Annotated in this window: 26 protein-coding genes; 14 read left to right on the top strand and 12 right to left on the bottom strand. The window is 60.6% G+C overall.

What is annotated here, in order from left to right; translation table 11 throughout:
- Nucleotides 1–16 precede the first annotated feature (16 nt).
- The 7 genes from fba (at nucleotide 17) to ACP0KA_RS13110 (ending at nucleotide 6818) form a co-directional block, all read left to right on the top strand.
- Nucleotides 17–1084 (top strand): class II fructose-bisphosphate aldolase, encoded by a 1068-nt coding sequence (gene fba / locus ACP0KA_RS13140; RefSeq protein WP_424629211.1) that lies wholly within the window; start codon nucleotides 17–19, stop codon nucleotides 1082–1084.
- A gap of 69 nt (nucleotides 1085–1153) precedes the next feature.
- Nucleotides 1154–1834 carry a thiamine phosphate synthase gene (locus ACP0KA_RS13135; protein WP_424629210.1) on the top strand — a complete coding sequence of 227 codons (681 nt, stop codon included), beginning with the start codon at nucleotides 1154–1156 and terminating at the stop codon, nucleotides 1832–1834.
- Nucleotides 1835–1839: 5 nt separating this feature from the next.
- Nucleotides 1840–2979, top strand: coding sequence for a tetratricopeptide repeat protein (locus ACP0KA_RS13130; RefSeq protein ID WP_424629209.1), 1140 nt, complete (start codon nucleotides 1840–1842; stop codon nucleotides 2977–2979).
- Nucleotides 2980–3093: 114 nt separating this feature from the next.
- Nucleotides 3094–3885: an inositol monophosphatase family protein gene (locus tag ACP0KA_RS13125; RefSeq protein WP_424629208.1), complete on the top strand. Its 792-nt coding sequence runs from the start codon at nucleotides 3094–3096 to the stop codon at nucleotides 3883–3885.
- A gap of 389 nt (nucleotides 3886–4274) precedes the next feature.
- Nucleotides 4275–5279, top strand: a complete 1005-nt coding sequence (locus ACP0KA_RS13120; protein WP_424629207.1) for a flagellar motor protein MotA — start codon at nucleotides 4275–4277, stop codon at nucleotides 5277–5279.
- A 28-nt stretch (nucleotides 5280–5307) separates the two neighbouring features.
- Nucleotides 5308–6336, top strand: a complete 1029-nt coding sequence (locus tag ACP0KA_RS13115; RefSeq protein WP_424629206.1) for a peptidoglycan -binding protein — start codon at nucleotides 5308–5310, stop codon at nucleotides 6334–6336.
- Between the two features lie 32 nt (nucleotides 6337–6368).
- Nucleotides 6369–6818 (top strand): N-acetyltransferase family protein, encoded by a 450-nt coding sequence (locus ACP0KA_RS13110; protein WP_424629205.1) that lies wholly within the window; start codon nucleotides 6369–6371, stop codon nucleotides 6816–6818.
- Between the two features lie 5 nt (nucleotides 6819–6823).
- Here the strand turns inward: ACP0KA_RS13110 and ACP0KA_RS13105 are convergent, their stop codons facing one another.
- Nucleotides 6824–8707 carry an ABC transporter ATP-binding protein/permease gene (locus ACP0KA_RS13105; protein WP_424629204.1) on the bottom strand — a complete coding sequence of 628 codons (1884 nt, stop codon included), beginning with the start codon at nucleotides 8705–8707 and terminating at the stop codon, nucleotides 6824–6826.
- A 166-nt stretch (nucleotides 8708–8873) separates the two neighbouring features.
- On the opposite strand from ACP0KA_RS13105, the gene rpmE reads away from it, so the two are divergent.
- Nucleotides 8874–9101: a 50S ribosomal protein L31 gene (gene rpmE, locus ACP0KA_RS13100; RefSeq protein WP_002717151.1), complete on the top strand. Its 228-nt coding sequence runs from the start codon at nucleotides 8874–8876 to the stop codon at nucleotides 9099–9101.
- Between the two features lie 79 nt (nucleotides 9102–9180).
- Here the strand turns inward: rpmE and ACP0KA_RS13095 are convergent, their stop codons facing one another.
- Nucleotides 9181–10149 (bottom strand): LysR substrate-binding domain-containing protein, encoded by a 969-nt coding sequence (locus ACP0KA_RS13095; protein WP_424629203.1) that lies wholly within the window; start codon nucleotides 10147–10149, stop codon nucleotides 9181–9183.
- 139 nt (nucleotides 10150–10288) lie between these two features.
- On the opposite strand from ACP0KA_RS13095, the gene ACP0KA_RS13090 reads away from it, so the two are divergent.
- Nucleotides 10289–10759: a DUF4437 domain-containing protein gene (locus ACP0KA_RS13090; RefSeq protein WP_424629202.1), complete on the top strand. Its 471-nt coding sequence runs from the start codon at nucleotides 10289–10291 to the stop codon at nucleotides 10757–10759.
- Nucleotides 10760–10833: 74 nt separating this feature from the next.
- On the opposite strand, the gene ACP0KA_RS13085 is transcribed toward ACP0KA_RS13090, so the two are convergent.
- Together ACP0KA_RS13085 and ACP0KA_RS13080 are read right to left on the bottom strand one after the other, a co-directional pair.
- Nucleotides 10834–11346 carry a DUF1465 family protein gene (locus ACP0KA_RS13085; RefSeq protein ID WP_424629201.1) on the bottom strand — a complete coding sequence of 171 codons (513 nt, stop codon included), beginning with the start codon at nucleotides 11344–11346 and terminating at the stop codon, nucleotides 10834–10836.
- 397 nt (nucleotides 11347–11743) lie between these two features.
- Nucleotides 11744–11935 carry a DUF1192 domain-containing protein gene (locus ACP0KA_RS13080; RefSeq protein WP_424629200.1) on the bottom strand — a complete coding sequence of 64 codons (192 nt, stop codon included), beginning with the start codon at nucleotides 11933–11935 and terminating at the stop codon, nucleotides 11744–11746.
- 80 nt (nucleotides 11936–12015) lie between these two features.
- Here ACP0KA_RS13080 and ACP0KA_RS13075 point away from each other — a divergent pair, with 80 nt between their 5' ends.
- Both ACP0KA_RS13075 and ACP0KA_RS13070 read left to right on the top strand, forming a co-directional pair.
- Nucleotides 12016–13014: an NAD(P)H-quinone oxidoreductase gene (locus tag ACP0KA_RS13075; RefSeq protein WP_424629199.1), complete on the top strand. Its 999-nt coding sequence runs from the start codon at nucleotides 12016–12018 to the stop codon at nucleotides 13012–13014.
- 112 nt (nucleotides 13015–13126) lie between these two features.
- Complete coding sequence (locus ACP0KA_RS13070) at nucleotides 13127–16111, top strand: EAL domain-containing protein (protein WP_424629198.1); 2985 nt, start codon at nucleotides 13127–13129, stop codon at nucleotides 16109–16111.
- 50 nt (nucleotides 16112–16161) lie between these two features.
- Here the strand turns inward: ACP0KA_RS13070 and ACP0KA_RS13065 are convergent, their stop codons facing one another.
- The gene (locus tag ACP0KA_RS13065) at nucleotides 16162–16818 is read right to left on the bottom strand and encodes a YqgE/AlgH family protein (protein WP_424629197.1); all 657 of its coding nucleotides are present in this window, start codon (nucleotides 16816–16818) and stop codon (nucleotides 16162–16164) included.
- A gap of 344 nt (nucleotides 16819–17162) precedes the next feature.
- On the opposite strand from ACP0KA_RS13065, the gene ACP0KA_RS13060 reads away from it, so the two are divergent.
- Nucleotides 17163–17999, top strand: coding sequence for a protein-disulfide reductase DsbD domain-containing protein (locus ACP0KA_RS13060; RefSeq protein ID WP_424629196.1), 837 nt, complete (start codon nucleotides 17163–17165; stop codon nucleotides 17997–17999).
- 96 nt (nucleotides 18000–18095) lie between these two features.
- Nucleotides 18096–18581 carry a peroxiredoxin gene (locus ACP0KA_RS13055; RefSeq protein ID WP_424629195.1) on the top strand — a complete coding sequence of 162 codons (486 nt, stop codon included), beginning with the start codon at nucleotides 18096–18098 and terminating at the stop codon, nucleotides 18579–18581.
- A 91-nt stretch (nucleotides 18582–18672) separates the two neighbouring features.
- Here ACP0KA_RS13055 and rnhA read toward each other — a convergent pair whose 3' ends face one another.
- From rnhA to ispH, 3 genes are read right to left on the bottom strand one after another with little or no spacing between them, the layout of a single operon-like run.
- A complete protein-coding gene (gene rnhA / locus ACP0KA_RS13050) occupies nucleotides 18673–19128 on the bottom strand; it encodes a ribonuclease HI (RefSeq protein WP_424629194.1) in 456 nt (151 codons plus the stop codon).
- Nucleotides 19125–20105: a homoserine kinase gene (locus tag ACP0KA_RS13045; RefSeq protein WP_424629193.1), complete on the bottom strand. Its 981-nt coding sequence runs from the start codon at nucleotides 20103–20105 to the stop codon at nucleotides 19125–19127. Before ACP0KA_RS13045 ends, rnhA begins: the two co-directional genes overlap by 4 nt.
- Nucleotides 20106–20112: 7 nt before the next feature.
- The gene (gene ispH / locus ACP0KA_RS13040) at nucleotides 20113–21084 is read right to left on the bottom strand and encodes a 4-hydroxy-3-methylbut-2-enyl diphosphate reductase (RefSeq protein ID WP_424629192.1); all 972 of its coding nucleotides are present in this window, start codon (nucleotides 21082–21084) and stop codon (nucleotides 20113–20115) included.
- A gap of 197 nt (nucleotides 21085–21281) precedes the next feature.
- Between ispH and ACP0KA_RS13035 the strand changes: the two genes are divergently transcribed.
- Entirely contained in the window at nucleotides 21282–21989 is a 708-nt protein-coding gene (locus ACP0KA_RS13035) for a DUF1013 domain-containing protein (protein ID WP_424629191.1), read from the top strand.
- A gap of 78 nt (nucleotides 21990–22067) precedes the next feature.
- On the opposite strand, the gene ACP0KA_RS13030 is transcribed toward ACP0KA_RS13035, so the two are convergent.
- The 4 genes from ACP0KA_RS13030 to ACP0KA_RS13015 form a co-directional block, all read right to left on the bottom strand.
- Nucleotides 22068–22733: a DsbA family protein gene (locus ACP0KA_RS13030; protein ID WP_424629190.1), complete on the bottom strand. Its 666-nt coding sequence runs from the start codon at nucleotides 22731–22733 to the stop codon at nucleotides 22068–22070.
- A 123-nt stretch (nucleotides 22734–22856) separates the two neighbouring features.
- Nucleotides 22857–23129, bottom strand: coding sequence for a hypothetical protein (locus tag ACP0KA_RS13025; RefSeq protein WP_424629189.1), 273 nt, complete (start codon nucleotides 23127–23129; stop codon nucleotides 22857–22859).
- A gap of 245 nt (nucleotides 23130–23374) precedes the next feature.
- Nucleotides 23375–23581 carry a DUF6494 family protein gene (locus tag ACP0KA_RS13020; RefSeq protein ID WP_424629188.1) on the bottom strand — a complete coding sequence of 69 codons (207 nt, stop codon included), beginning with the start codon at nucleotides 23579–23581 and terminating at the stop codon, nucleotides 23375–23377.
- A gap of 29 nt (nucleotides 23582–23610) precedes the next feature.
- Nucleotides 23611–25521: a propionyl-CoA synthetase gene (locus ACP0KA_RS13015; protein ID WP_424629187.1), complete on the bottom strand. Its 1911-nt coding sequence runs from the start codon at nucleotides 25519–25521 to the stop codon at nucleotides 23611–23613.
- Nucleotides 25522–25668: the final 147 nt, after the last annotated feature.

Genomic DNA, 25668 nt, shown 5'->3' with positions numbered 1-25668 from the left:
CAGTTGGAGAGAACAGATGGCTCGCATCACCTTGCGCCAATTGCTGGATCACGCAGCAGAACACGACTACGGGGTCCCGGCCTTCAACATCAACAACATGGAGCAGGCGCTTGCGATCATGGACGCCGCCAGCTCGCTCGACGCGCCGGTCATCATCCAGGCGTCGCGCGGCGCGCGCTCTTACGCCAACGACGTGATGCTCAGGCACATGATGGACGCGGTGACGGAGATCCATCCGCAAATTCCGGTCTGCGTGCATCTCGATCACGGCAATGAGCCCGCGACCTGCATGACCGCCATTCAGGCCGGCTTCACGTCGGTGATGATGGACGGTTCGTTGAAAGCCGATGGCAAGACTCCCGGCGACTGGGCTTACAACGTCGGCGTGACCAAGACCGTGACCGACATGGCTCATCTCGGCGGTATTTCCGTGGAAGGCGAGCTCGGCGTTTTGGGTTCTCTCGAAACCGGCATGGGTGACAAGGAAGACGGCCACGGCGCCGAAGGCAAGCTCTCCCACGACCAGCTTCTGACCAATCCCGACGAAGCCGTGAAGTTCGTGCAAGAGACCAAGGTCGATGCGCTGGCGATTGCCATGGGCACGTCGCACGGCGCCTACAAATTCACCCGCAAGCCGGACGGCAACATTCTGGCGATGAACGTCATCGAGGAAATCCACCGCAAGCTGCCGAACACCCACCTTGTGATGCACGGGTCCTCGTCGGTCCCGCAGGACCTGCAGGACATCATCAACAAGTTCGGCGGACAGATGAAGCCGACCTGGGGTGTTCCGGTGGAAGAAATCCAGCGCGGCATCAAGAATGGCGTGCGCAAGATCAACATCGATACCGACAACCGCATGGCGATGACCGGCCAGATCCGAAAGGTGCTGACCGAGCACCCGAGCGAGTTCGATCCGCGCAAATACCTGAAGCCGGCCATGGAAGCGATGACCAAGCTCTGCAAGCAGCGTCTGCAGGAGTTCAACACCGCGGGCCAGGCCAGCAAGATCAAGCGCGTGCTCACCACCGCCGAGATGGCGAAACGTTACGCTTCGGGCGAACTCAACCCGAAAATCGCCTAACCATTACAAACGGGCGGGAGATATCCCGCCCCTTTTTTGGCCGCAGTCCGGGGGCATCACACCGACATCATGGCCACCAAACCTGTTCCGCCCCGACCCGCGCCAAGGCTCTACCTTGCGACGCTTCCGGTCACCGACCCCGCACAACTGCTGGCCAGCCTGCCCGACCTGCTGACGGCTGCAGACGTTGCGGCCGTTCTGCTCAGGCTCGCACCTTCCGATGAACGCAGCATGATCCAGCGCGTGAAAGCCCTGGCTCCGGCCATTCAAAAGGCCGGCGCAGCATTGCTGCTCGACGGACACCCGACGCTGGTGGCACGCGCCGGGGCAGACGGCGCCAATCTGACCGGCCTGGACGCGATGCAGGAGGCCATGCCGACGCTGAAGCCGGACCGCATCGTCGGTATCGGCGGACTAAGCACACGCCATGACGCCATGGTCGCGGGGGAAGCGGGAGCCGACTACGTGCTGTTTGGCGAGCCTGACGCGAACGGCGAACGCCCCTCGGCCGACGCCGTCTTCGAGCGCCTGCAATGGTGGGCGGAAGTCTTCGAGCCGCCCTGCGTCGGCTTTGCCGCAACGAAGGAAGAAGCCGGCCTGTTCGCATCGGCCGGAGCCGATTTCATCCTGATCAGCGATTTCATCTGGCAAGATGAGCGTGGTCCGCGCGCGGCGCTTGTCGAAGCCGCGAATATCGTCAGGCAAAGTTTTGGCGAGGCGTTCGGACACACCACGGTCGAAGAGGAATAGACCGGATGTCGACGCCTTCTTACGCGAAGGTTTTTGCAAGATGCCTTGCGTCGGCCATTGTCGCCGCGGCACTTGCCACAGGTGCGTCGGCACAGATTTCATTAACGCCGCCCGGCATGAAGCAACCGCCTCCCCCCGAGAAGCCAAAAAGCGCGCCGAAAGCAAAGGCTCCCGCACCGAAAGCCAAAGCTGCACCGAAGCCGCAGGCTCCCAAGGCAGATGAGGCCGCGCCGAAGCCATCATCACCTCCGGCACAAAAGAAGGATGCGTCGTCCAAGGCTGCAACTCCGGCACCCGCGGCCGACAATCCCAATGTCGATGCCGCCTATGGCGCCTATCAAATGGGCCTCTATCGAACCGCGTTTAACCTTGCGATGAAGCGCGTGCAGGAAACCAGCGATCCCAAATCGATGACGCTGCTGGGCGAACTTTATTCCAACGCGCTCGGGATCAAGCGCGACGATACCAAGGCCGCCGAATGGTATAAACAGGCGGCGGATCGCGGTGACCGCGAAGCCATGTTCGCGCTTGCCATGATGAAAATCGCCGGGCGCGGCGGGCCGGCCAATCGCGAGGAAGGAGCCCGGCTGCTCGCGGCATCAGCCAAACTGGGCAAGGCAGCGGCGGCCTATAATCTTGGTCTGCTCTATCTCGAAGGCCAGACCTTTCCGCAGGACCTGAAACGCGCTGCGGAATTGTTTCGTCAGGCCGCGGACGCCGGCAATCCTGAAGCCCAATACGCGCTGGCCACCTTTTACAAGGAAGGCCGCGGCGTCGAAAAGGACCTCACCGAAGCGGCACGGCTGATGCGTGCAGCCGCGATGGTCGACAACATCGATGCCGAAGTCGAATACGCCATTGCGCTCTTTAACGGCACCGGAACACCCAAGGACATTCCAACGGCTGTCGCCCTCCTCAACCGGGCCTCGCGCCAGAACAGCCCGATCGCGCAAAACCGGCTTGCCCGCATTCTGGTCGACGGAATCGGCGTGCCGGTGGATAAGGTGAACGGCTTCCGCTGGCATCTGGTAGCCAAAACGGCCGGAAACGGCGACCCCGACCTCGACGCACAATTTGCCCAGCAACCGCCGGAAATTCAAAAAAAAGCCGAAGAAGCCGCGAAAAAGTGGTTCGGGACCAAGTAAAGTCGCGATGATTCAATACCCTTGACGCCAATCCGCTTTGACGCCAAGCATCCTCACCAACCTTACCTCTCCTCTTGTCCAGACCTCGCCTCACAGGTCGATTAAATCGAGTCCATGCTTCATTCAGCGCTCATCAACGTCATGGTCAAAGCCGCGCGCCGCGCCGGCCGCAGCCTCAAGCGCGATCTCGGCGAGATCGAAAACCTGCAGGTGTCGCTGAAAGGACCGGCGAATTTCGTTTCCGCCGCGGACAAGCGCGCCGAGGAGATTCTCTATGAAGATCTCACCAAGGCACGGCCGGGCTATGGCTTCCTCGGCGAGGAAGGCGGTACGCGCGAAGGCACCGACAAATCCAACACCTGGATTGTCGATCCGCTCGATGGCACCACGAATTTTCTGCACGGCATCCCGCAGTTCGCGATCTCGATTGCCTTGCAGCGCGAAGACGTGATGGTCGCCGGCGTGATCTATAACCCTGCCAATGACGAGCTCTACATTGCCGAGCGCGGCAAAGGCGCCTTCCTGAACGACACACGCCTGCGCGTCGCCGGGCGCAAGCAGTTGAATGAATGCGTCGTCGCCTGCGGGCTGCCGCATATCGGCCGCGGCGACCATGAGTTGTCACGCCGTGAAATGACCGAGATGCAAAATCGCGTGGCCGGCTTGCGCCGCTTCGGGGCGGCATCGCTCGACCTCGCATTTGTCGCGGCAGGCCGTCTCGACGGCTATTGGGAACGAAATCTGCAGCCGTGGGACATTGCAGCCGGATTGGTCATGGTGCGCGAAGCCGGCGGCGTTGTCAGCGGCATCGAGGGCGGCGATACGGCGATGGCCACCGGCCATGTTGTCTGCGGCAATGAGATCGTCCAGCGCGAGCTGGTGAAGATTCTCAAGCCTCTGGGCTAGGCGTTAACGGCCAAGCGTATATTTTTCCAGCCTGCACACGGCTGTCACATACCAGCTCGACTGCGTCACCGACGACGATGGCAATCGAGCCTGTTCGCTTGCGCACAACAAGCGCTGAAATAGCCGGTGAGGTTCCCAACCTCGTCTCTGGTGGTGGTTTAGAAGTCCGCGTCATTTTTCGCGCGCGATTCAAGCGACCTTCTGACCTAAACCACACGAGAATCGTAGGTACCGGTGTCCTTTCGAATGCAAAGTCGCGACGAGGTGCGCTGCACTATGAGGCGAACTTCGGATTCGGGTCGCTAGGTGGCGATCGCGCCTTTTCTCCCGCCGCCGCTGTGCCATATTGGTGGCTGACATCTTCTCCAGACAAGGATGACGGTCCCGACATGGCGAAACCTTCCGTATCCGGCAGCACGGCCAATCTAGACGTTACCAAGCTCTCAACGCCGCGAATTTTTCTGGTCCGGATGCTGGTCTTTCTGATCCTGTGCGGATTGATCGTCGTCGTCCTCTACAAACAGATCTGGCTGGCATTTCTGGCCAATCCGGGCCTCAATGCACTGATCGGCGGTGTGCTGGCCATCGGCATCATCCTGGCCTTCCGGCAGGTGATCCGCCTCTATCCGGAAATCTCCTGGGTCAACAGCTTCCGTATCTCCGACCCCGGTCTCGCTGTTGATCGCCGGCCTAGGCTGTTGGCACCGATGGCGGCCATCCTCAGCCACCGCACCGGCGGACGCATGAGCATCTCGCAGCAGACCATGCGGCACCTGCTCGATTCCATTGCAACGCGCCTCGATGAAGCACGCGACCTGTCCCGTTACATGACCGGCCTGCTGGTGTTTCTCGGCCTGCTCGGCACCTTCTGGGGCCTGATCGAAACCGTCGGCTCCGTCGGGAAGGTCATTGAAGGCCTCAAGGTCGGCGGGGACGCCGGCTCGGTGTTCGATACGTTGAAGGAGGGCCTCGCTGCGCCACTTGGCGGCATGGGCATCTCCTTTTCGTCCTCGCTGTTTGGCCTTGCCGGTTCGCTCATCCTGGGCTTTCTCGATCTGCAATCGAGCCAGGCGCAGAATCGTTTCTACACTGATCTCGAAGACTGGCTGGCCGAAACCGTCCAGGAATATGCTGCAGATGGTCATTCTCATGCCGCCGTATCGCCCGAGTTGAAGCCTGTGCTCGATCGGCTGCACATCGCCGTCGAGGAAATGGGATCAACCAAAGCGACCACAACCGCGATGGCCAATCTCGCGGAAGCCATTCAGGGCCTCGTTCATCACATGCGAACGGAGCAGCAACTGATCCGTGAATGGGCCGACGGCCAGGGCGAGCAAAATCGTGAGATCAAGGGTCTTCTGGAGCGCATCGCAAAGCAGCCCGAGAAGAACTAGTACCGCCGAGATTAAAGGATAGCAGGCTATGGCGCTCTCGCGTTCACGTCGCAACGACAGCGGTTTCAACTACTGGCCGGGCTTTGTCGACGCATTGTCGACGCTCGTGCTCGCCATCGTGTTCCTGCTGTCGGTCTTTCTCGTCGTGCAGTTTTTCCTCTCGCAGGAAGTGACTGGCAAGGACAAGGCGCTGGAGCGCCTGAACGCACAGATCGCGCAACTCAACGATCTGCTGTCGCTGGAGAAACTCGGCAAGCTCAACCTCGAGGACCAGGTTTCGCAGATGCGGGCAGGCCTCGCCTCGGCGGAAGGCGAGCGCGATCGCATCAAAGGATTGTATAACGGCCTCGCAGGCGCCGGCGCGGATGCCACTGGCCGCGCCACCGAACTCGGCAAGGCGCTGGATTCCGAAAAGCAGATTTCTGCCCGCGCGCTTGCCCAGGTCGAGGTCCTCAATCAACAAATCAGCGCATTGCGCCGCCAGCTCGCGGCCCTTGAAGAGGCTCTCAATGCCTCGGAGAAGCGCGACAAGGAATCCCAAGGCAAGATTGCCGATCTCGGCCAGCGCCTGAACGTCGCCCTGGCGCAACGGGTCCAGGAACTCTCCCGTTACCGGTCTGAGTTTTTCGGAAAGCTCCGAACCATTCTCGGCAATCGGCCGGATGTCCGCGTGGTCGGCGATCGCTTCGTCTTTCAGTCGGAAATCTTTTTTGACACCGGACAAGCAACCCTCCTGCCGGAAGGCCGTGCCGAGCTCGACAAGCTTGCCGCAGCACTAATCGATCTCGACAAGCAGATTCCATCGGAGATTGCCTGGGTCCTGCGCGTCGATGGCCACACCGACGTGCGGCCGATTGCAAGCCCGCAGTTCAAATCAAACTGGGAGCTGTCATCGGCGCGCGCCATTTCCGTTGTGCAATATCTTGTCTCTCTGGGCGTGCCAGCCCAGCGACTGGTCGCCGCAGGGTTTGCCGAATTCCAGCCGCTTGATCCCGAAAAAACCGAAGAAGCTTTCAAACGTAATCGCCGTATCGAACTCAAGCTCACCGAACGGTAACCCGCGAGATATTTCGCTAACTGAAAGACATCATGTCCTCTGCGTTCACTCTGCGACCCTACCGCAATACTGACGAAGACGCGGTGATCGAATTGTGGTTTCGCACCTGGCAGCAGGCCTATCCGTCCATCGATTTTTCGGCGCGTCTCGACACCTGGCGTATCCGCTGGCGCAACGAACTTGCCCCGTCGGCCCGCATTATCGTCGCCGAGAAAGCCGCCAGCATCGTTGGCTTCGTCACCATCGATCAAACCGGATATCTCGATCAGCTCGTCGTCGATCCTGAGTCCTGGGGCTCGGATCTCGGGAATGTGCTGATGACGGAAGCCAAGCTGATGTCGCCCGAAGGCATCACCTTGCTGGTCAACACCGACAATGCCCGCGCCATCCGCTTCTATACGCGCAACGGATTTCGCCACACCCATGACGACGTCAATCCGGTCTCAGGTCGGCTTGTCTACGGCATGGCGTGGAAGCCGTAATTGGCTCACACGCCTTCGAACTGCAAGCGGGCAAGACGAGCATAGAGACCGTTGGCTGCGACCAACGCGGCGTGAGTGCCCTGCTCGACGATCCGGCCGTTTTCCATCACGAGAATACGATCGCACGACAACACCGTCGCCAGACGATGCGCGATGACCAGCGTGGTGCGGTGGCTCATCAGATCTTCCAACGCGGTCTGCACCAGGGTTTCGCTTTCCGCATCCAGCGACGAGGTTGCCTCATCAAGCAGCAGCAGCGGAGCATCGCGCAGAATGGCACGCGCGATGGCCACGCGCTGACGCTGGCCGCCCGACAACGTCACGCCGCGCTCTCCAAGCTGGGTTTCAAAACCTTCGGGGAGCCGGGTGATGAATTCCGTGGCATGCGCCAGTTCCGCAGCGCGCTCGACCTCGGCATCGGTCGCGTCCGGCCGTCCGAAGCGAATATTCTCGCGGGCGGTAGCCGCGAAGACCGTGGAGTCCTGCGGGACGAGTGCAATGCGCGCACGGATCTCGCGCGGGTCCGCCTCGCGGATCGGCACGCCATCCACCGAGATCGAACCGCTGGCGGGATCGTAGAAACGAAGCAGCAAGTGGAACAGAGTGCTCTTGCCGGCCCCGGACGGGCCAACAACGGCGACCTTCTCGCCTGCGCGCACCGCGAATGAAACGCCATCGGCCGCAAAGTGTTCAGGCCGCGTCGGGTAAGCGAAACGAACATTTTCGAACGTCACGTCGCCGCGCGGCGGCACCGGCAGCGCGCGCGGATTCACCGGCGGCGCGATGTCCGGCTTGATGCGAAGAATTTCGAACAACCGCTCTGAGGCGCCGGAGGCCTGCGAGATTTCACCCCAGACCTGGCTGAGCTCACCGAGCGCGCCTGCTGCGAATGCAGCGTACAGCACGAACTGGCCCAAGCGACCGGCACTGATCTGATGGGTCAGCACGTCATGCGAACCGATCCACAAGATCGCCACCACGCTTGCAAAGATCAGGAAGATCACAATCGCGGTGAGATACGCCCGCGCTCCCGTCGAGTTGCGCGCCGCCTGATAGGCCCGCTCGACCTCTCCGCCGAAACGTGCCTGCGCCAGACGTTCGTTGGTGAAAGCCTGCAGCGTGCGGATCGCACCGATCAACTCGGAGGCGTAGGACGATGCATCGGCAAGGGTATCCTGCGCACCGCGCGACAATTTTCGCACCCGGCGGCCGAACGCGACCAGCGGCAGCACGATCAGCGGGATCACCGCCAGCACAAAGCCGGACAGCTTGGGGCTTGTCACGACCATCATGGCTGACGCGCCGATGAACAAGACAAGGTTGCGAAGCGCAATCGACACCGAGGCGCCCACGGCGGACTTGATCTGAGTGGTATCTGCCGTCAGACGCGACACCAGTTCGCCACTGTGCGCGGTGTCGAAGAAGGATGGCGAGAGCGACGTCAGATGATTGAACACATCGCGCCGCAAATCGGCGACAATGCGTTCGCCCAACGTGATGACAAGGTAGTACCGCATGGCGCTGGCGCCCGCGAGGACGGCGACCACCGCGATCATGACGGCGAAGTAGCTGTTGATGAGCGCCACGCCTTCCGGACTGAAGCCGAAATCAATCATCCGGCGCACGGCAAGCGGCACGGCGAGGGTCGCGGCCGAGGCTACGATGAGTGCAATCAGCGCGGCAAAGGCCTGCCCGCGGTAGCGTGAGACATAGGGCAGGAGCGCCATCAGCGGCCGCAGCTTCAGGCGGGGCCGCTTCGAGGCGTCGGTGGCCGGTGAAGGCTCCAAAGCCGGACCGGTCGCAGGCGCCGTCTTCGCGCCCGCCGGTTCCGGCGGACGTCCAGCCGTACCGCCTGCTGCCTGCTCTTCAAGTCTTTCAGCTACGCTCATCAAGTCCCGCCGCGGCATTGTTTAGAAGGCCTTCAAATAGGCCCCATGGCGCGCGCTGGCAAATGAACGTTCCCCGCTTGTTTCAAGGGCCATCCTGCGATATAGAGCCCTCAAATTCGTTCCCAACATTTCTGATCTGTGGGCGCGCGGCGCCAGAGGATTTGCCATGAAAGCCGAAATTCACCCGGATTATCATACGATTAAGGTCGTCATGACCGACGGGACCGAATACCTCACCCGCTCGACCTACGGCAAGGAAGGCGACACGCTGAACCTGGACATCGATTCCAAGTCGCATCCGGCCTGGACCGGCGGAACCCAGCAGATTCTCGACCGCGGCGGTCGCGTGTCGCGCTTCCAGAAGAAGTTTTCGGGCTTCCTCAAGAAGGATTGATCCTTCTTCGCCTCTGCATACGAAAATGCCCCGGTATCGGCCGGGGCATTTTTCGTTTCTGAAGGGGGAAGCACAGGTTCTATCGAGAACCGACCGGGGTTCGGCCGGTCAACTCATCGACGCTCCGTTCCTGCTCGAAGATCTCCGCGATCTTACGCAATCTCTCCTGAAGGCGCGGACCGACATAATCGAGGAACGCCCGCAATTTGAGGGGCTGTTGTTGCGGGGGCGAGGCGTGCACGAGGTGCACGGGTATTCCTGGCGGCTCATAGTCCCGCAATATCGGAACCAGCGTTCCCTCGCGAACGCTGGTGGCTGCCTGGTAAGACATCACACGCGCGACACCGATGCCAGCGACAGCGCCGCCGATGACACCGTCGGCTGTGTTGACCGAGAAGCGAGGCGTTATGTTGAACTGCTGCATGGCTTTGAGATCGCGAAAGGACCACTCGCGGTATCGCTGCAAGCCCTCGAACGCGATGCAGTCATGATGCGAAAGATCGGCAGGCACGTGTGGCTCGCCACGACGGCTGAGATATTCCGGGCTAGCGCACACCAGCCATCGGATCTCACCGACACGCCGAGCAACCAAGGCGCTGTCCGGCAAAGGGCCAATCCTCACCGCAACGTCAACGTGAGAGTCGACCAGATCGATCACGACGTCCGACAAAACCAGCCTGACGGTGACATCAGGATAGGCGGCAAGAAAGTCATGCACGATCGGCGCGACGTTGAGCGAGCCGAACATAATTGGCGCGGTGACCAAGAGTTCTCCGCGTGGCGCCCGATATTCGCCTGACGCAGCACGTTCGGCCTCGGTCAGTTCCTCCAGTGCACGGCGCGCCGAGGCAAGAAACGCGCTCCCGGCTTCGGTGAGGACAAGCTTTCGTGTCGTCCGCACCACGAGTTGAGAACCAAGCAAATTCTCCAGATCCGACACCCGCCGACTGACCGTCGGCAAAGGTACGCCGAGCGCCTTCGACGCAGCTGTCAGGCTTCCGCCGTCCACCGCGGCGATCAGGGTTGCTATGGCTTCAAAGCGATCCATGAGGTCCCGCCGGCTCAGACAACTTCCGTTTTATGGAAGTCATACTCTCTAAATCCCCATATTATTCTCGACTTTGGAATAGTCCATCCTCGTTCATGCCGGGCCGTAGAGCCCGGATGCTTCTGAATGGAGATACTCGATGTTTAAGAGCAAGACGGCTATCGCGACTGCCGCTGGCTTGATGCTGCTCGCTACCGGCGTGTCAAAATTAGCCGCACAAGGCGCGCCTCACCCGACCCACGAGGGTCCCTCGGTCAGCACGCCGGCCGATCAGATCAAGTTCGTCAACACGGGGATTAAGACCGACAAGGGCGAACTGCTCGCTGGGCCGGCTTATGGAAACCTGCAGAAAGGCCGTCACGGGACCTTCCTGCGTATGCCGGCGGGCTTCGTCAGTCCCGCCCATACCCATACCCAGGACTACTACGCCGTGGTCATCAAGGGTGTCGGCGCCAACCATGCCCCAGGGGCCAAAGCTGTCCCGCTTCCTCAAGGGTCTTACTGGTTTCAGACCGGTGAAGAGCCGCACGTGACGGAGTGTCTCTCGAAAACCGAATGCCTGTTCTTCCTCGTTCAGCCCGGCAAGTTCGATTTCGCGCCGGCGAAGTGACCGTGAACGGCTTCATTGCGTGTAAACGAACTCCTCCTGATGCCGCTGTAAGACGGCATCAGGAGGGAAACAGCTTACCGCTCGAAAGCAGCCTTCAACAGGTTCATCTGCGGCACCAACGGATTGCCGATAGCCATGTGCTCGCTGGCCGGGGTGTGGATTGTCGCATCAAGCCGGCGCACGCGCGCCTGCAACGCCATCGAGCGCGAAATCAGATCCTGCAATTGTTCCGGCAGTTTTCCGATCAATTCGTCATTGCCGGGATCGGCTGCGCTCAGCTTGACCTTCGTCTTCTCCCGATTGGCCTGGCTCAAGGTCATCTCGCCTTCCTTGACCGCACGGTGCAGCAACAGCCACGACGCTAGCTGCATCAAACGCGTGGTCAAACGCATACTTTCGGTCGCATAGGTCAGGCTGACAGGGCGCTCCAGCGCCTTGGCCTCAACACGTCCGGCACCATCAAGATAAGCGGCCGTCTCTTCGACCAGATCCATGCCCTCTTTGAACAGGGCTCCGAAGGCGGCTGAATTGGTGATCCGCTCACTTAAGAGAACGAGATCGGCTGCGCCCGACGACTGGTCTGACATGGTTAACGCCTCACACACACTGTTATGCTGATTTTTTTATGATGAATAAATCATTGCGCGCCTGCGGCCGAGAGTCCAGCCGTGCTGAACGACAATGCCGAGATATGGTTTCCAGAGCGCCAGCGCAAAAGTGGAAACTCGCCTCGCGCCCGTTGGTTCGACGAAAAGCGCGGGCAGTCCCTGCATCGAGGCAAAAAAAGAGCCGCCGTGACCGGCGGCTTTGAAAGTTGATAACAGGGAGGCGTCAAACAGAGTGGACAGGAGCCACTCGGTGTCCAAAGAAGGACGATCAAAGTCATAAACCCGAAAGCTTAATGCCTCGTAAATGAACGGTTTCTTTTACGGTTCCTTTGCGATGAAGCTGGTTCCGACGCATCGCGTTAACTTTTGAAGCGCTTTAACTTTTGAAGAAAGCGTTGGCGGCATCGCGGCTCGCACGCTTCTTCGTTGCATCCGCCTTCAGTCGCTCGATCTCCGCCATCAACAGCGCGATGCGCGCCTCGATATCGTCCACCGAGAGCAGCGACAGATCCTGCCCAAGCTCATGGGTTATCTTCGGCCGCGGCCGGTCATCTTCATCACGGGGCATGCTTCCCTCCGGTCTCCTGCGCGATTATAGCTCATGTTCCATTTTTCAACTCCAGCCCCGATGCCGCAAGGACCTCACCTATGGATAAGCTGCCCACGCAAATGACGGCCGTCGCGATCAGCAAGCCCGGTGGCCCCGAGGTCCTCATCCCCGAGCAACGCCCGGTTCCGACGCCGGGGCCGCACCAGATTCTGATCAAGGTCGCAGCCGCCGGTGTGAACCGTCCCGATGTGGCACAGCGCAGCGGCAGCTATCCGCCGCCGCCCGGCGCGAGTGATCTGCCCGGTCTCGAAGTGTCCGGCGAAGTGGTCGCGCTCGGCGACGGCGCCACGAAATACAAGATCGGCGACAAGGTCATGTCGCTCGTGGCAGGCGGCGGCTATGCGGAATATTGCCTGACCCATGAGACGCACGCGATGCCTGTGCCGCAAGGCTTCTCGATGATCGAGGCCGCAGCCACGCCAGAGACACTCATGACCGTCTGGCACAACGTGTTCGAACGCGGCGGACTGAAGCCCGGTGAAACATTGCTAATTCACGGCGGCTCTTCCGGCATCGGCACCACCGCGATCCAGATGGCGAAAGCGCACGGCGCCAAGGTGATCGTGACTGTCGGCTCGCAGGATAAATGCGATGCCTGCCTGAAGCTCGGCGCAGACGTTGCGATCAACTACAAGACCGAGGATTTCGTCGCCAAGACGAAGGCCGTCACCAACGACGTCGGCGCCAACGTCATTCTCGACATGGTCGGCGGCGATTACATCGATCGCAACTACGATGCGGCGGCGATCGAAGGCCGCATTGTTCAGATCGCGTTTCTCGGTGGACCGAAGGCGACGCCCAATTTCGCCAAGCTGATGATCAAGCGCTTGCATCATACCGGCTCGACGCTGCGCCCGCGTTCCATCGAGGATAAGGCCGCCATGGTCACCGCTATTAACGCCAAAGTCCTGCCGTGGATTGCGGAGGGCCGCCTCAAGCCCTTGATGGACAGCACATTCCCGCTGAAAGAGGCCTCAAAAGCCCATGCGCGAATGGAATCGAGCCAACATATTGGCAAAATTGTGCTCACGGTTTAAGGCACCGGAACACCTCTAAACCCTTTGATTCACCTCATATTCGTGTCATTTATCGCGCTCCAATTCGGCGGACCTCTGAGAGGTCCGCCGCGTCCAACGTGGAGAGCTGACTTTGCGCTCGTTCAGATGCTTTGTGCTGCTTGCGCTCAGCTTGATGATGCTTGCCGCCGTGGAACCGGCACATGCACTTGATGCCATCAGCGTCCGCAGTGATGCGCCTGCCATTGATCTGACCGGTGTGCTGGAGTTCCAGCGCAGCGACACCGACCGCATTCAAGTCTCCACCGCTCCCGGAACTGACGGCATCGTGCGCCGCATCGAAGTGCGCGCGCGCGAAGGCGGACAGAACTGGGTCGTCTTCGCGCTCACCAACAACACCGACGATCAGCTCGATCGCCTGATCGTGGTGCCACACTATCGCATCGTCTCGTCCGGTCTGCTCTGGCCCGATCTCGGTCTGTCGCGCATCGCGACGATTACGCCGTCGACCGGCGACCGTCCGGAACGTCAGGACAGCGCGACAGCCGACATCTTCCGCGTGACCCTCGATCCGGGCGCCGTGATCACGTTTGTCGCCGAATTGCGCACCGACAAGATTCCGCAGCTCTATCTGTGGGAGCCGGAAGCCTACAAGGACAAGGTCAACTCCTTCACGCTTTATCAGGGCATCGTCATCGGCATCTCCGGCCTGCTTGCGCTGGTGCTGACGATCCTGTTCGTGGTGAAGGGCAGCATCATGTTCCCTGCAGCCGCAGCGCTGGCATGGGCAGTGCTGGTCTATATCGGCGTCGACTTCGGGTTCTGGGGCAAAGTCTTCGATATGTCAGCGGGTGCGGAACGCATCTGGCGCGCCTCTGGTGAAGCCATGCTGGCGGCGACGCTCCTCGTGTTTCTATTCGCCTATCTCAATTTGTCTCGATGGCACGTGCGCTACTCGCACATCACCATGGGCTGGCTCGTCTTCCTCGGCGCGCTGGTCGCCCTCGCTCTGTTCGATCCCGCCGTCGCGTCAGGCATTGCGCGCATTTCGCTCGCGATGATCGCGGTGTTTGGTTTCGTCCTGATCGTTTATCTCTCGACCCACGGCTTTGACCGCGCGGTGCTGCTGATCCCCACCTGGTTCCTGCTGGTGGTCTGGGTCATCGCTGCAGGCATGACGGTCGCCGGCGGCGTGACCAACGACATCGTTGGACCTGCCCTGCTCGGCGGCCTTGTCCTCATTGTGATGCTGATCGGCTTTACCGTGATGCAACACGCCTTCGCCGGCGGCAGCGCAGCCAATGGGATCGTCTCCGATATGGAGCGGCGCGCATTGGCGCTGACAGGGTCAGGCGACCTGATCTGGGACTGGGACGTGTCCGCCGACAAGGTCTTCACCAGTCCCGAGACCGAAGCACTTCTCGGATTGAAGCGCGGTGCCCTGGAAGGCCCTGCCGCAAAGTGGCTCGAAGTTCTTCATCCACTTGATCAGGATCGCTTCCGCGCCGCGCTCGACAGCGTGCTCGATCAACGCCGCGGCCGCCTGGTGCAGGATTTCCGGCTGCGGACACCGGACGGCCACTTCATGTGGTTCGCGCTGAAGGCGCGCCCTGTGGTTGGTTCTGATGGTGAAGTGTCCCGCGTTGTCGGCACGCTGACCGATGTCACCGAAATCAAGAACGCCGAGGAGCGGCTGCTGCACGATTCCGTGCACGACAACCTGACCGGCCTGCCCAACCGCCAGATCTTCATCGACCGCATCAGCGCGATGTCAACCTTCACCAAGTCGTCCACCAATCTGCGCCCGACCGTGATGGTGATCGATCTGGATCGCTTCAAGCAGGTGAACGACTCGGTGGGCATCGCCGTCGGCGATTCCATTCTGCTGACGCTGGCACGGCGCCTGACGCGCATCCTCAAGCCGCAGGATACCCTGGCGCGGTTGTCCGGCGATCAGTTCGGCCTGATCCTCACATCCGAACACGAGTCGACGCGGATCACCGCCTTCGCCGAAACCATTCGCAAGACCATCCGCGCGCCGATCTCCTTCGACGGGCGCGAGATCTTCCTCACCGCCTCGATCGGGTTGGCCCTCAGCGACCCGCAGACGCCGCTGAGCGACGAAATCATCAAGGATGCCGAACTTGCGATGTATCATTCCAAGCGCATCGGCGGCGACCGTATCGATGTCTACAAGCCTGCCATGCGGGCCCGAAAAACCGATCGCCTCACGCTGGAATCAGAATTGCGCCGCGCCATCGAGCGGCAAGAAATTACCATTCTGTATCAGCCGATCGTACGGCTGGAAGATCGCGCCATCGCGGGCTTCGAAGCGCTCGCGCGCTGGGATCACCCCAAGCTCGGCCGGATGTCGCCAAACGAGTTCATTTCAATCGCTGAAGAGATCGGCCTGATCGTCGAGCTCGGCCTGTTTGTCATGGACACCACCGCCAAACAGCTCGCGGTCTGGCAGCGCGCGGTGCGGTCGCGGGAGCCGATCTTCGCCAGCGTCAACGTGTCATCGCGCCAGTTGCTGCGCCACGATCTGATCCACGACGTGCGCGGCGTCCTCTCGCGCTCGGCGGTCACCCGCGGCTCGCTCAAACTGGAGCTGACCGAATCCCTCGTGATGGAAAACCCCGAACACGCCGCGCAGATGCTGCACCGGATCAAGGAACTGGGTGTCGGCTTGTCGCTCGACGACTTCGGCACCGGGCATTCCTCGCTGGCGTATCTGCAGCGCTTCCCCTTCGACACCATCAAGATCGACCAGTCGTTCGTGCGCACCACCAATCGTGGCGCCCGGCCGGTGCTGTTAAAATCGATCGTCGCACTGGCGCACGACCTCAACATGGAAGTCGTCGCCGAGGGGGCTGAGACCGATTCCGATGCGGTGGAGCTCTATCAACTCGGCTGCGAATATGCCCAGGGCTTCGCTTTCGGTGAGCCGATGGATGCGGATGCGACCATGCGGCTTCTGACCGGCGAGAAAGTCCAGAAGACGCGCACAAGGCGGCAAAGCTTCCGCAGCAAGCTCCTGGCACCGGCGGCAACTCCCGCCACTGCACCGGCCCAAGAGGACCAGTCAGCCGCGGCGCCGGAATCCGGCTCCGCCTGAGATTTACCAGGATAAGTTTGGCGCTTCACACGCCGGCACATGTCCGGATGCTAGGCGTGGCCCGCTTCGTTGGACAGCATGGCGAGATCGATCCCGATCTTGTCCAACGCACGCCGGTATTTGTCCTCGACGTCACGCCCGAAAATCAGGTCGGGGTCGGCGGGACAATGCAGCCAACCATTGTGCTGGATCTCATTCTCCAACTGTCCCGGCGCCCAGCCGGCGTATCCTAGCGCCAGGATCGCGTGCTTTGGACCGGCACCGGCGGCGATAGCTTTCAGGATGTCGAGGGTCGCCGTGAGGCAGATTCCATCATCGATCGGCAGCGTCGCGTTCTTGATGAAGAAGTCGCTCGAGTGCAGGACGAAGCCGCGGCCGGTGTCGACCGGGCCGCCCTTCATGACCTTCATGCTCTCGGCGCTGTCGGGAAGCTTGATATGCTCGGACTTGTCGATGATATCGAGCTGCATCAGCAATTGCGGGAAATCGATGCTCCCCGCCGGGCGATTGACGATGATGCCCATGGCGCCTTCCGATGAATGGGCGCAAACATAGATGACCGAGCGCGCGAAACGCTCATCGTCCATCACCGGCATGGCGATCAGCAATTGGCCGTCAAGGTAGCCGCTTGATGCATTGTACGCGCTATCGGCAGCCATCTTGCGACTTGCGGCGAGCTTTACCGGCTTTTTGCGCGTGGTGTTCATTCCCAACGACTCTCACCGTGTCCGATTATCCTGATATTGGGCGTCAATTCTGTCAATCAAGCGTCCGGTACATTAAGACAGCTAACGCCTGATGGTTCTCGCGGCTATTCTTCCGTCGCGAAAAAGACCCGATCACGGGCAATTCAATGGTTCACCAGTGTCCCGAATGCAAAGTTCACCTGGTGTGCAGTGCTCTCCGTAGTGAACTTTGCATTCGAGCGGACACTGGTAAATTTGACGATTCTGGTGTGGTTTAGGTTCAGAAGTTCGCTGGGAGGACTCGTGGGATCAATCGAGCGAACTTCTGAACCACCACACCAGTACCTCGCCATGTAAGGACGTGTATGGCATTTACAGTTCCCCTGCGCATTTCAAGTTTCGCCGGTGCCACGGTCGCCTGCCTCCTGTCGATGGGCGCAAGCGCGCAGGACACCTCACCTTGGGTGAACGATACCTACTCCGCCGTCCGACTAATCGCGGGCTCCCGAAGCGGTGCTGGTTTTCTCGGTGGCATCGCCTTCCAGCTGCAACCAGGCTGGAAAACCTATTGGCGGACCCCCGGGGATTCGGGTGTGCCACCGCGGATCGATTTTGCGAAATCCGAAAACGTCGAATCCGTCACAATCCTGTGGCCGGCGCCAAAGAAATTCCCGGATGGGGCCGGAGGCACGTCCCTCGGCTACCAGAAACAAGTTATCCTGCCGCTGCGGATCATCGCCAAGAACGCTGACAAGCCGGTGACATTGCGCGCGGCGATCGACTATGCGGTTTGCGAAAAGATCTGCGTTCCGGTCGAGGCAAATGTTGAGCTCGTCTTCGCCAGCGTCGCCAGCACCGAGGACAGCGTGATCACCACCGCGCTCGACGCCGTGCCAAAGCCCTCCAAAATCGGCGATGCCGGGCCTCTGACGGTGCTGGATGTCACGCGCACTGACAAACATGTCGAGGTCGACGTTGCCGCGACCGACAATCAGAAAGACGTTGACCTGTTCGTCGAAGGACCGACCGCCGACTGGGCATTGCCGATTCCAAAGCTGATCGAACGCGATGCGTCGGGCTACATGCGCTTCGGCTTCGATCTTGATGGCCTTCCCCCAGGCGCCACCGCTGACGGCGCTGCGCTGAAACTGACGTTGGTCGGTTCGGACGGAGCCTACGAATTCAATACCACCCTGCACTAACTCACTGCTGTCCCAAGCGCGTCGGGACGTGCAAGGCTGTGGTGCCTGTCATCAACCTCGTTTAAACACTGCTTTATTGATCCAAGGAGAATGACCATGACGATTAAAGTTGGCGACCGTCTGCCCGAGGCCAAATTTCGCGTGATGACCGAGGAAGGCCCTCAGGTCAAAACCACCGACGATATTTTCAAGGGCAAGAAGGTCGCGCTGTTTGCCGTCCCCGGCGCCTATACCGGCACCTGCCACAAGATGCATCTGCCGAGCATTTTCCTGAATGCCTATGCCATCAAGGGCAAGGGCGTCGACACCATCGCGATCGTCTCCGTCAACGACGCTTTCGTCATGAACGCCTGGAAGCGCGACACCGACCAGCGCGATGAAGCCGTCTTCCTTGCGGACGGTAACGCCGACTTCACCAAGGCGATCGGCCTCGAACTCGATGCCTCCGGTAACGGCCTCGGCATCCGCTCGAAGCGCTATTCAATGCTGGTGGACGACGGCGCAGTGAAGATCCTCAATCTCGAGCCTGCTCCGGGCAAGGTTGAAGTCTCCGGCGGCGATACGCTGCTCGAGCAGATCTGATCCGGATTCTATAGTTTGTGCTGTGCCCGGCCTCGTGCCGGGCATTTGCGTTTCCGAGACCATTGCCCGGTCGCACGGGGCGAAATCCATTTTACCTGCCGCGGTGCTCGGCCAGCCCGTCGCGCGCGAGTTGATCCGCACGCTCATTCTCGGCGTGGCCGGCATGGCCCTTGATCCAGTGCCAGCGCACCTCATGCTCTTTCAGAGCCGCATCCAGCCGCTGCCACAGATCAACGTTCTTCACCGGCTTCTTGTCGGCGGTGCGCCAGCCATTGCGCTTCCAGTTATGAATCCAGCCGGTAATGCCCTGGCGCACATATTGACTGTCGGTCGTGAGATCGACGGACGCCGGCCGCTTCAGTGCTTCAAGCGCGGAGATCGCCGCCAGCAACTCCATGCGGTTATTGGTGCTTGGGTTCTCGCCGCCCTTCAATTCCTTTTCGACGTCGCCGAAGCGCAGGATCGCGCCCCACCCTCCCGGCCCCGGATTTCCGGAGCAGGCGCCATCGGTGAAAATGGTGACGAGTGGCAGCTTGGCGTCGCTCACGCGGCAAACCCGGAATGCTCGAAGCCGTAGTCGCTCATGCTGGTCACGCTCTGATGAAATCTCAGCTTGCGGACATATTCCAGCGGATCCTTCGGCTTGACCAATGCGCCGGGCGGCACGTTGAGCCAATCCACCAGCCGCGTCAGCAGAAAACGGATCGCGGCGCCCCGCGCCAGCAATGGCAGCGCCTCTTGCTCCGCCGCAGACAATTTGCGTTCACGTGTGTACGCATTCAGAAACGCGCGCGCCTTCGTCACATTGAAGGAATGATCGCTCTCAAAGCACCAGGCGTTCAGACAGATGGCCACGTCATAGGCCAGCGTGTCGTTGCACGCAAAATAGAAATCGATCAGGCCGGACAGCTTCTCGCTGAGGAACAATGCGTTATCCGGAAAAAGATCGGCATGGATCACGCCCTGCGGTAACGAGCTCGGCCAATGCTTTTCGAGATGATCGAGTTCAATCTCGAGCAGCGCGCGCAGCCCATGCTGCACGCTGTCGGCGCGGGGAGCCGCCGCATCAAACAGCGCGCGCCAGCCCGGCACAGACAATGCATTGGCGCGCGACATGGCAAAGTCCGCGCCGGCGAGATGCATTTGCGCCAGAGCCTGGCCGACGCCTCCGCAATGCGCAACATTCGGCTTGCGCGGCCACGCCCCCTCAAGAAAATCGATGATCGCCGCCGGCCGTCCTGCGAGCCTGCTCAACGCCTCGCCTTGCTTGTTGAGCACCGGTTGAGGGCAATTGATGCCATGGGACGCGAGATGCCCCATGAGACCAAGAAAAAACGGGAGATCGTTCACCGCGACGCGCTTCTCATAGAGCGTCAGGAAGAAATAGCCCGCGGTGGTGTGGAGCAGATAGTTGGAATTCTCCACGCCCTCGGCGATGCCCTTGTAGGAGAGCATTTCGCCGATGTTGTACGTGGAGAGGAAGTCCGCAAGCTCTTCGGCGGTGACGTCGGTGTAAACCGCCATATGCAAATCACTCCGCGGCGTCGTTCCGCAGCGGACGCGGCAGCGGGAAGAATTCGTTCTCTTGTGCGGCAGACACGGTTTCGACGCTCAGTTTGTAGTGAGCGGCAAACGCATCCATGATTTCCTCGACAATCACTTCCGGCGCCGAAGCGCCCGCGGTGATCCCGAGCCGCTCGATGCCGTCGAACATCGACCAGTCGAGTTCGGACGCGCGCTGCACCAGCACCGAGCGCGTGCAACCTTCCCGCTCGGCCACTTCACGCAGCCGCTGGGAATTCGACGAGTTCGGCGAGCCGACCACCACCATCGCGTCCACGTTCGGAGCGACCTTCTTCACCGCGAGCTGGCGGTTGGTCGTGGCGTAGCAGATGTCTTCCTTGTGCGGGCCGTCGATATCCGGGAAGCGCTCCTTGAGCACCGCGACGATTTCCTTGGTGTCGTCGATGGACAGCGTCGTCTGGGTCACGAAAGCGAGCTTCGACGCATCCTTCGGCTGGAACGTCCGGGCCGCTTCCATGGTTTCAATGAGCACCACCGCGTCCTTGGGCAGCTGACCCAGGGTCCCGACCACCTCGGGGTGACCGGCATGGCCGATCAGGATGATTTCACGCCCGCGCTTGAAATGGATCGCCGCCTCGCGGTGAACCTTGGTCACCAGCGGGCAGGTTGCGTCCAAGGTAAAGAAATTGCGCTTGTCGGCCTCGCTCGGGATCGCCTTCGGCACACCGTGGGCGGAAAACACCACCGGCGCGTCGGTATCGGGAATTTCGTTGAGTTCCGCGACGAAAATCGCCCCTTTTTCGCGCAGGCTTTCGACCACATAGCGGTTATGCACGATCTCGTGACGGACATAGACCGGCGCGCCATAGAGCTTCAGGGCGCGTTCAACGGTGTCGATGGCCCGCACGACCCCGGCGCAGAAGCCCCGCGGAGAACAAAGCACGACTGTAAGGGATGGTTTTTGCGCTTCAGGGGTCATTTTAAGCCGGAATCAAGGGTTTTGAGGACTAATCTCACGGGACTTGGGGCCGTGCTCCCCCATCTGTCAAGGCCAATCCGGACCATTGCACGGGTTGGCCTCGGCAGACTATATAAGAACGAATTCCCGTCATCGCTGATGACCAGACAGCTTTACCCCCAAAAAATCTGGCGGGCGAAGCGTAAAGGAGATTTGCCATGAGCAATGCACCGCTGATGCCGAAAGCGACTGCCGTGTGGCTGGTTGACAATACCGCGCTGACGTTCGACCAGGTCGCTGAATTTACCAAAATGCACCCCCTCGAAGTCCGCGCGATCGCCGATGGCGACGCCGCCCAGGGCATCAAGGGCATGGACCCGATCTCGACCGGGCAGCTCAGCCGCGAGGAAATCGAGCGCGGCGAGGCCGATCCGGACTATCGCCTGAAACTCGGCGAATCCAAGGTTGTGCTGCCTCCCGTGGGCAAAAAGAAGGGTCCTCGCTACACGCCGGTGTCGCGCCGTCACGAGCGCCCCAGCGCCATCCTATGGCTGCTGCGCAGCCATCCGGAACTCAAGGACGCGCAGATCATGCGCCTGGTCGGCACCACCAAGACGACGATCGCCAGCATCCGTGACCGCACCCACTGGAACGCCTCGACGCTGACCCCGATGGATCCGGTGACGCTTGGCCTGTGTTCGCAGATCGAACTCGATTTCGAGGTGCAGCGCGCCGCGAAGGAAAAGCCGATCAATCAGGAATACGGTGGAGCGACGCTGCTGCCGGCCTCGGAGACCACGCGCAAGGAAGAACTCGAGAACACCGCAGCCTCGGACAAGCGGCGCGATGACGCCGAAGTCGATGCTGTGTTCGCCAAGCTGAAAACCCTCGGCGGCAAGAAGCACGACGAAGACGAGAACGAGTGAGCACGGTCTGATCGTTAGTTATTTCGAACGCGGCGGATATCCCGCCGCGTTTTTGTTTTGCCTGTAGCGCCGTGTTTGCTACTTCGCCTTGGTCTTGCTCTTCTTTGCGGCAGCGCGCGCGTCGGCAATCGCCATCTTGAACTGCTCTGCGGTCAGACCGCCCGGAACACGGAATGTGCCGACCACGAAGCCGGGCGTGCCGAGGAAGCCGAACGCCTGCGCCTGTTCGCTGTTGCGCTTGATCAGCGCGTCGATCGCAACCTTGTTGGTCGCGAGGTCCGCTTTTGCCTTCTCAACGTCTACGCCCGCCTGAGCAAGCGTCTCGTCGATAGCGGCTTCCGTCAGCTTGCCGGTGTGGCTAATCAACGCCCGGTGTGCCGGTTCATACTTGTCCTGATATTTTGTCGCATGCACCAGGCGTGCCGCGTAGCCGGACGGATCGCCGAGGATCGGCCAGTCTTTCAACACAAGCCGCACCTGCTTGTCGTCGCGCAGCACTTGGTCAAGCACCGGCGCGATCTTTTTGCAGTATGGGCATTGATAGTCGAAATACTCGACGATCGTGATGTCGCCCTGCGGATTGCCCAGCGCCGGAATATCGGCATCGCGCAACACGCTTTCTTTAGAGAGCACATTGTCCTGCGTGTCAGACGTCGGCTTCGGCGCGGGGCTGCCCGTGACAGCTCCGGCCCACAGGGATAGCGCGATGATGGCGCCGAAGCGGACAGCAGCCTTGAAAGTCATGATCAAAAGTCCCGGTCACGTTCGATTGCCGGGTGCTATAGCAGATTTTGAGCGGAATGCGCGCTCAATGTCGCGATAGCGGCGCCGCGTCGCGGCGGATCCTCCATTGCCGGCGGCGAGCGCTTACCGCCTGTTGTTCAGCATATCTTCGGCAAGGTTGCGATGCGCCCGCTCGATGCCCGATCCGCCGGATGCGGCGCGGCTGGCCGCAACATCACGATCCTTGCGACAGGCGACGTAAGCTGACGAGCCCGGTTCGCCGCCATTGGCGCGGCAATATGCGTCATCATCCACCGTTGCAACCGGCGCAGCCTGCCGCTCGAACTGTGCGCACCCCGCCAACAACACGCCGGTGGCGGCAAGCACGAAGGCAAAACGCGGATTTTTGATACGCATGAGCGGTCCTGTCGCTGTCGATTAGTTCCGCAGCGATTTACCGAACCATCACGGCAATGTCACGGCGGATCTGGACGGCTAGTGTCCCGATTCCGAAGTTCGCATCATTCGCGGCACCTTCGTTTGCGAACCTCGGAGTCGAAAGACACTAGCAAGTTATTAACCTGGTGTGGCCTTGGTTCAGAAATCCGCATTCCAGACTCGCCGCACAAATGATGCGGATTTCTGAACCGCCACACGAGGGCCTACTCAAGCGAGATATCGCCATTGACCGTGAACGACAACGCAACGCCGTCCATTGTCAGCACCATTTTGACCGGCAGCGTTTCATTGCCTTTCAGGCGCCCACTGGACAGGGCCTCACGGACTGATTTCTCAATTTCACGTTGACTGGTCACGCCGACGGTCTTGAGAAATTTCCGCAGACTGGTGTTGAATATGTCTTCATTCATCGCAGCCTCCTCCAGTTGGCTACGTTCCCTTAGACGCGGTCACGCAGCACGGTCTTGATTTCCTCCAGCACCATCGGGTCCTCGATCGTTGCCGGCATCGTCCAGGGATCACCGTCCGCGATCTTCTTGATCGTGCCGCGCAAGATTTTGCCGGAACGTGTCTTCGGCAATCGCGTCACGGTAATCGCAAGCTTGAATGCGGCGACAGGACCGATCCGCTCACGGACCAGTGCAACAATCTCCTTTTCAACCTCCGCGACTGGACGCGTCACGCCGGCCTTCAAGACCAAAAAGCCACACGGCACCTCGCCTTTGACGGCATCCTTGATGCCCAGCACCGCGCATTCGGCGACATCGTCGTGCGAGGCGAGAACTTCTTCCATGCCGCCGGTGGACAGACGATGGCCGGCAACATTGATGATGTCATCAGTGCGGCCCATCACAAAGACATAGTCGTCATCGTCCTTGTATCCGGCATCGGAGGTTTTGTAGTAGCCGGGAAATTCCGAGAGATAAGCCTCGCGAAAGCGCTCATCCTGTTGCCACAGCGTCGGCAGGCAAGCGGGCGGCATCGGCAGCTTGATGACGATGGAGCCCATGGTGTTCGGCGCCACGGGACGCGCCGCTTCATCAACCACGTCGACCTGATACCCGGGCATCGCCACCGTGGGCGAACCGTGTTTCACCGGCAGCATGCCGAGGCCGACGGGATTGCCGGCAATGCACCAGCCGGTCTCGGTCTGCCACCAGTGATCAATTACCGGGACCTTCAGTTGTTTTTCCGCCCACTCCACCGTCGGCGGATCGGCGCGCTCACCCGCGAGGAACAGCGTGCGGAATTTGGAGAGATCGTATTTGCGGATGAACTCGCCGTTCGGATCTTCCTTCTTGATGGCGCGGAACGCCGTCGGCGCGGTGAAGAAGGCCACGGCCTTGTGCTGAGAAATCACGTTCCAGAACGCGCCCGCATCCGGCGTGCCGACCGGTTTGCCCTCATACATGATCGAGGTCGCACCATGGAACAGCGGCGCGTAGACGATGTAGCTGTGGCCGACCACCCAGCCGATATCCGAGCCGCACCACCAGACTTCGCCCGGCTTGACGCCGTAGAGATTGAACATCGACCATTTCAGCGCAACGGCGTGACCGCCGTTGTCGCGCACTACTCCCTTCGGTACGCCGGTCGTGCCAGACGTATAAAGGATATAGAGCGGGTCGGTCGCGTGCACCGGCACGCAGGCGGCCTCTTTACCCGCAGCGAGCGCGGCCTTGCGCAAGTCAGCCCAGTCATGATCGCGACCGACAACCAACTCGCAGCGCTCCTGCGGGCGCTGAAGGATGATGCAGGCTTCGGGCTTGGCCTTTGCAAGACTGATTGCTTCATCGAGCAGTGGCTTGTATTTGACGATACGGCCAGGCTCGAGACCGCAGCTTGCGGACAGGACAAGCTTCGGTGCAGCATCGTCAATGCGCGCCGCGAGTTCTTTCGCGGCAAAACCGCCGAACACCACCGAGTGGATGGCGCCGATGCGCGCGCAAGCCAGCATGGCGACCACGGCCTCCGACACCATCGGCATATAGATAATGACACGGTCGCCTTTGCCGACGCCGAAGTCGGCAAGCACCGCCGCCAGCGTCTGCACCTCCTTCAACATGTCCTTGTAGGTGAAGGTGGTGACCGTGTTTGCCAGCGGCGAATGATGGATCAGCGCAAGCTGATCGGCACGGCCGCCTTCAACATGACGATCGAGCGCGTTGTAACACGTGTTCAAAATACCATCGGCGAACCAGCGACCGTAGACACCTTGCTTCGGATCGAAAATGGTTTTGGGAAATTCGATCCAGTCAATGTCGCGCGCGGCCTCACCCCAGAAACCCTCTGGATCGCGCATCGCGCGTGCATAAACTTCGGCATAACGGCTGTCGGATATGGCATTCATCAAGCGATCTCCCGGGTCGTTCTGGTGCTGCGGGCCGCTTGATCCGGTCCATGCGCACGATTTTCCTGCAGGCTAAAAGACTGAGCCCGGCGGAACAAGTGCGCGCATGACGATAATTCGTCGTGCAGATCCAACCTCAGCGTTCCA

It is taken from the genome of Bradyrhizobium sp. SYSU BS000235 (assembly GCF_049747295.1).
Taxonomy (GTDB): Bacteria; Pseudomonadota; Alphaproteobacteria; order Rhizobiales; family Xanthobacteraceae; genus Afipia.
Note: the sequence above shows the minus strand (reverse complement) of the source record. Positions and strands in the feature narration are given on the sequence as shown.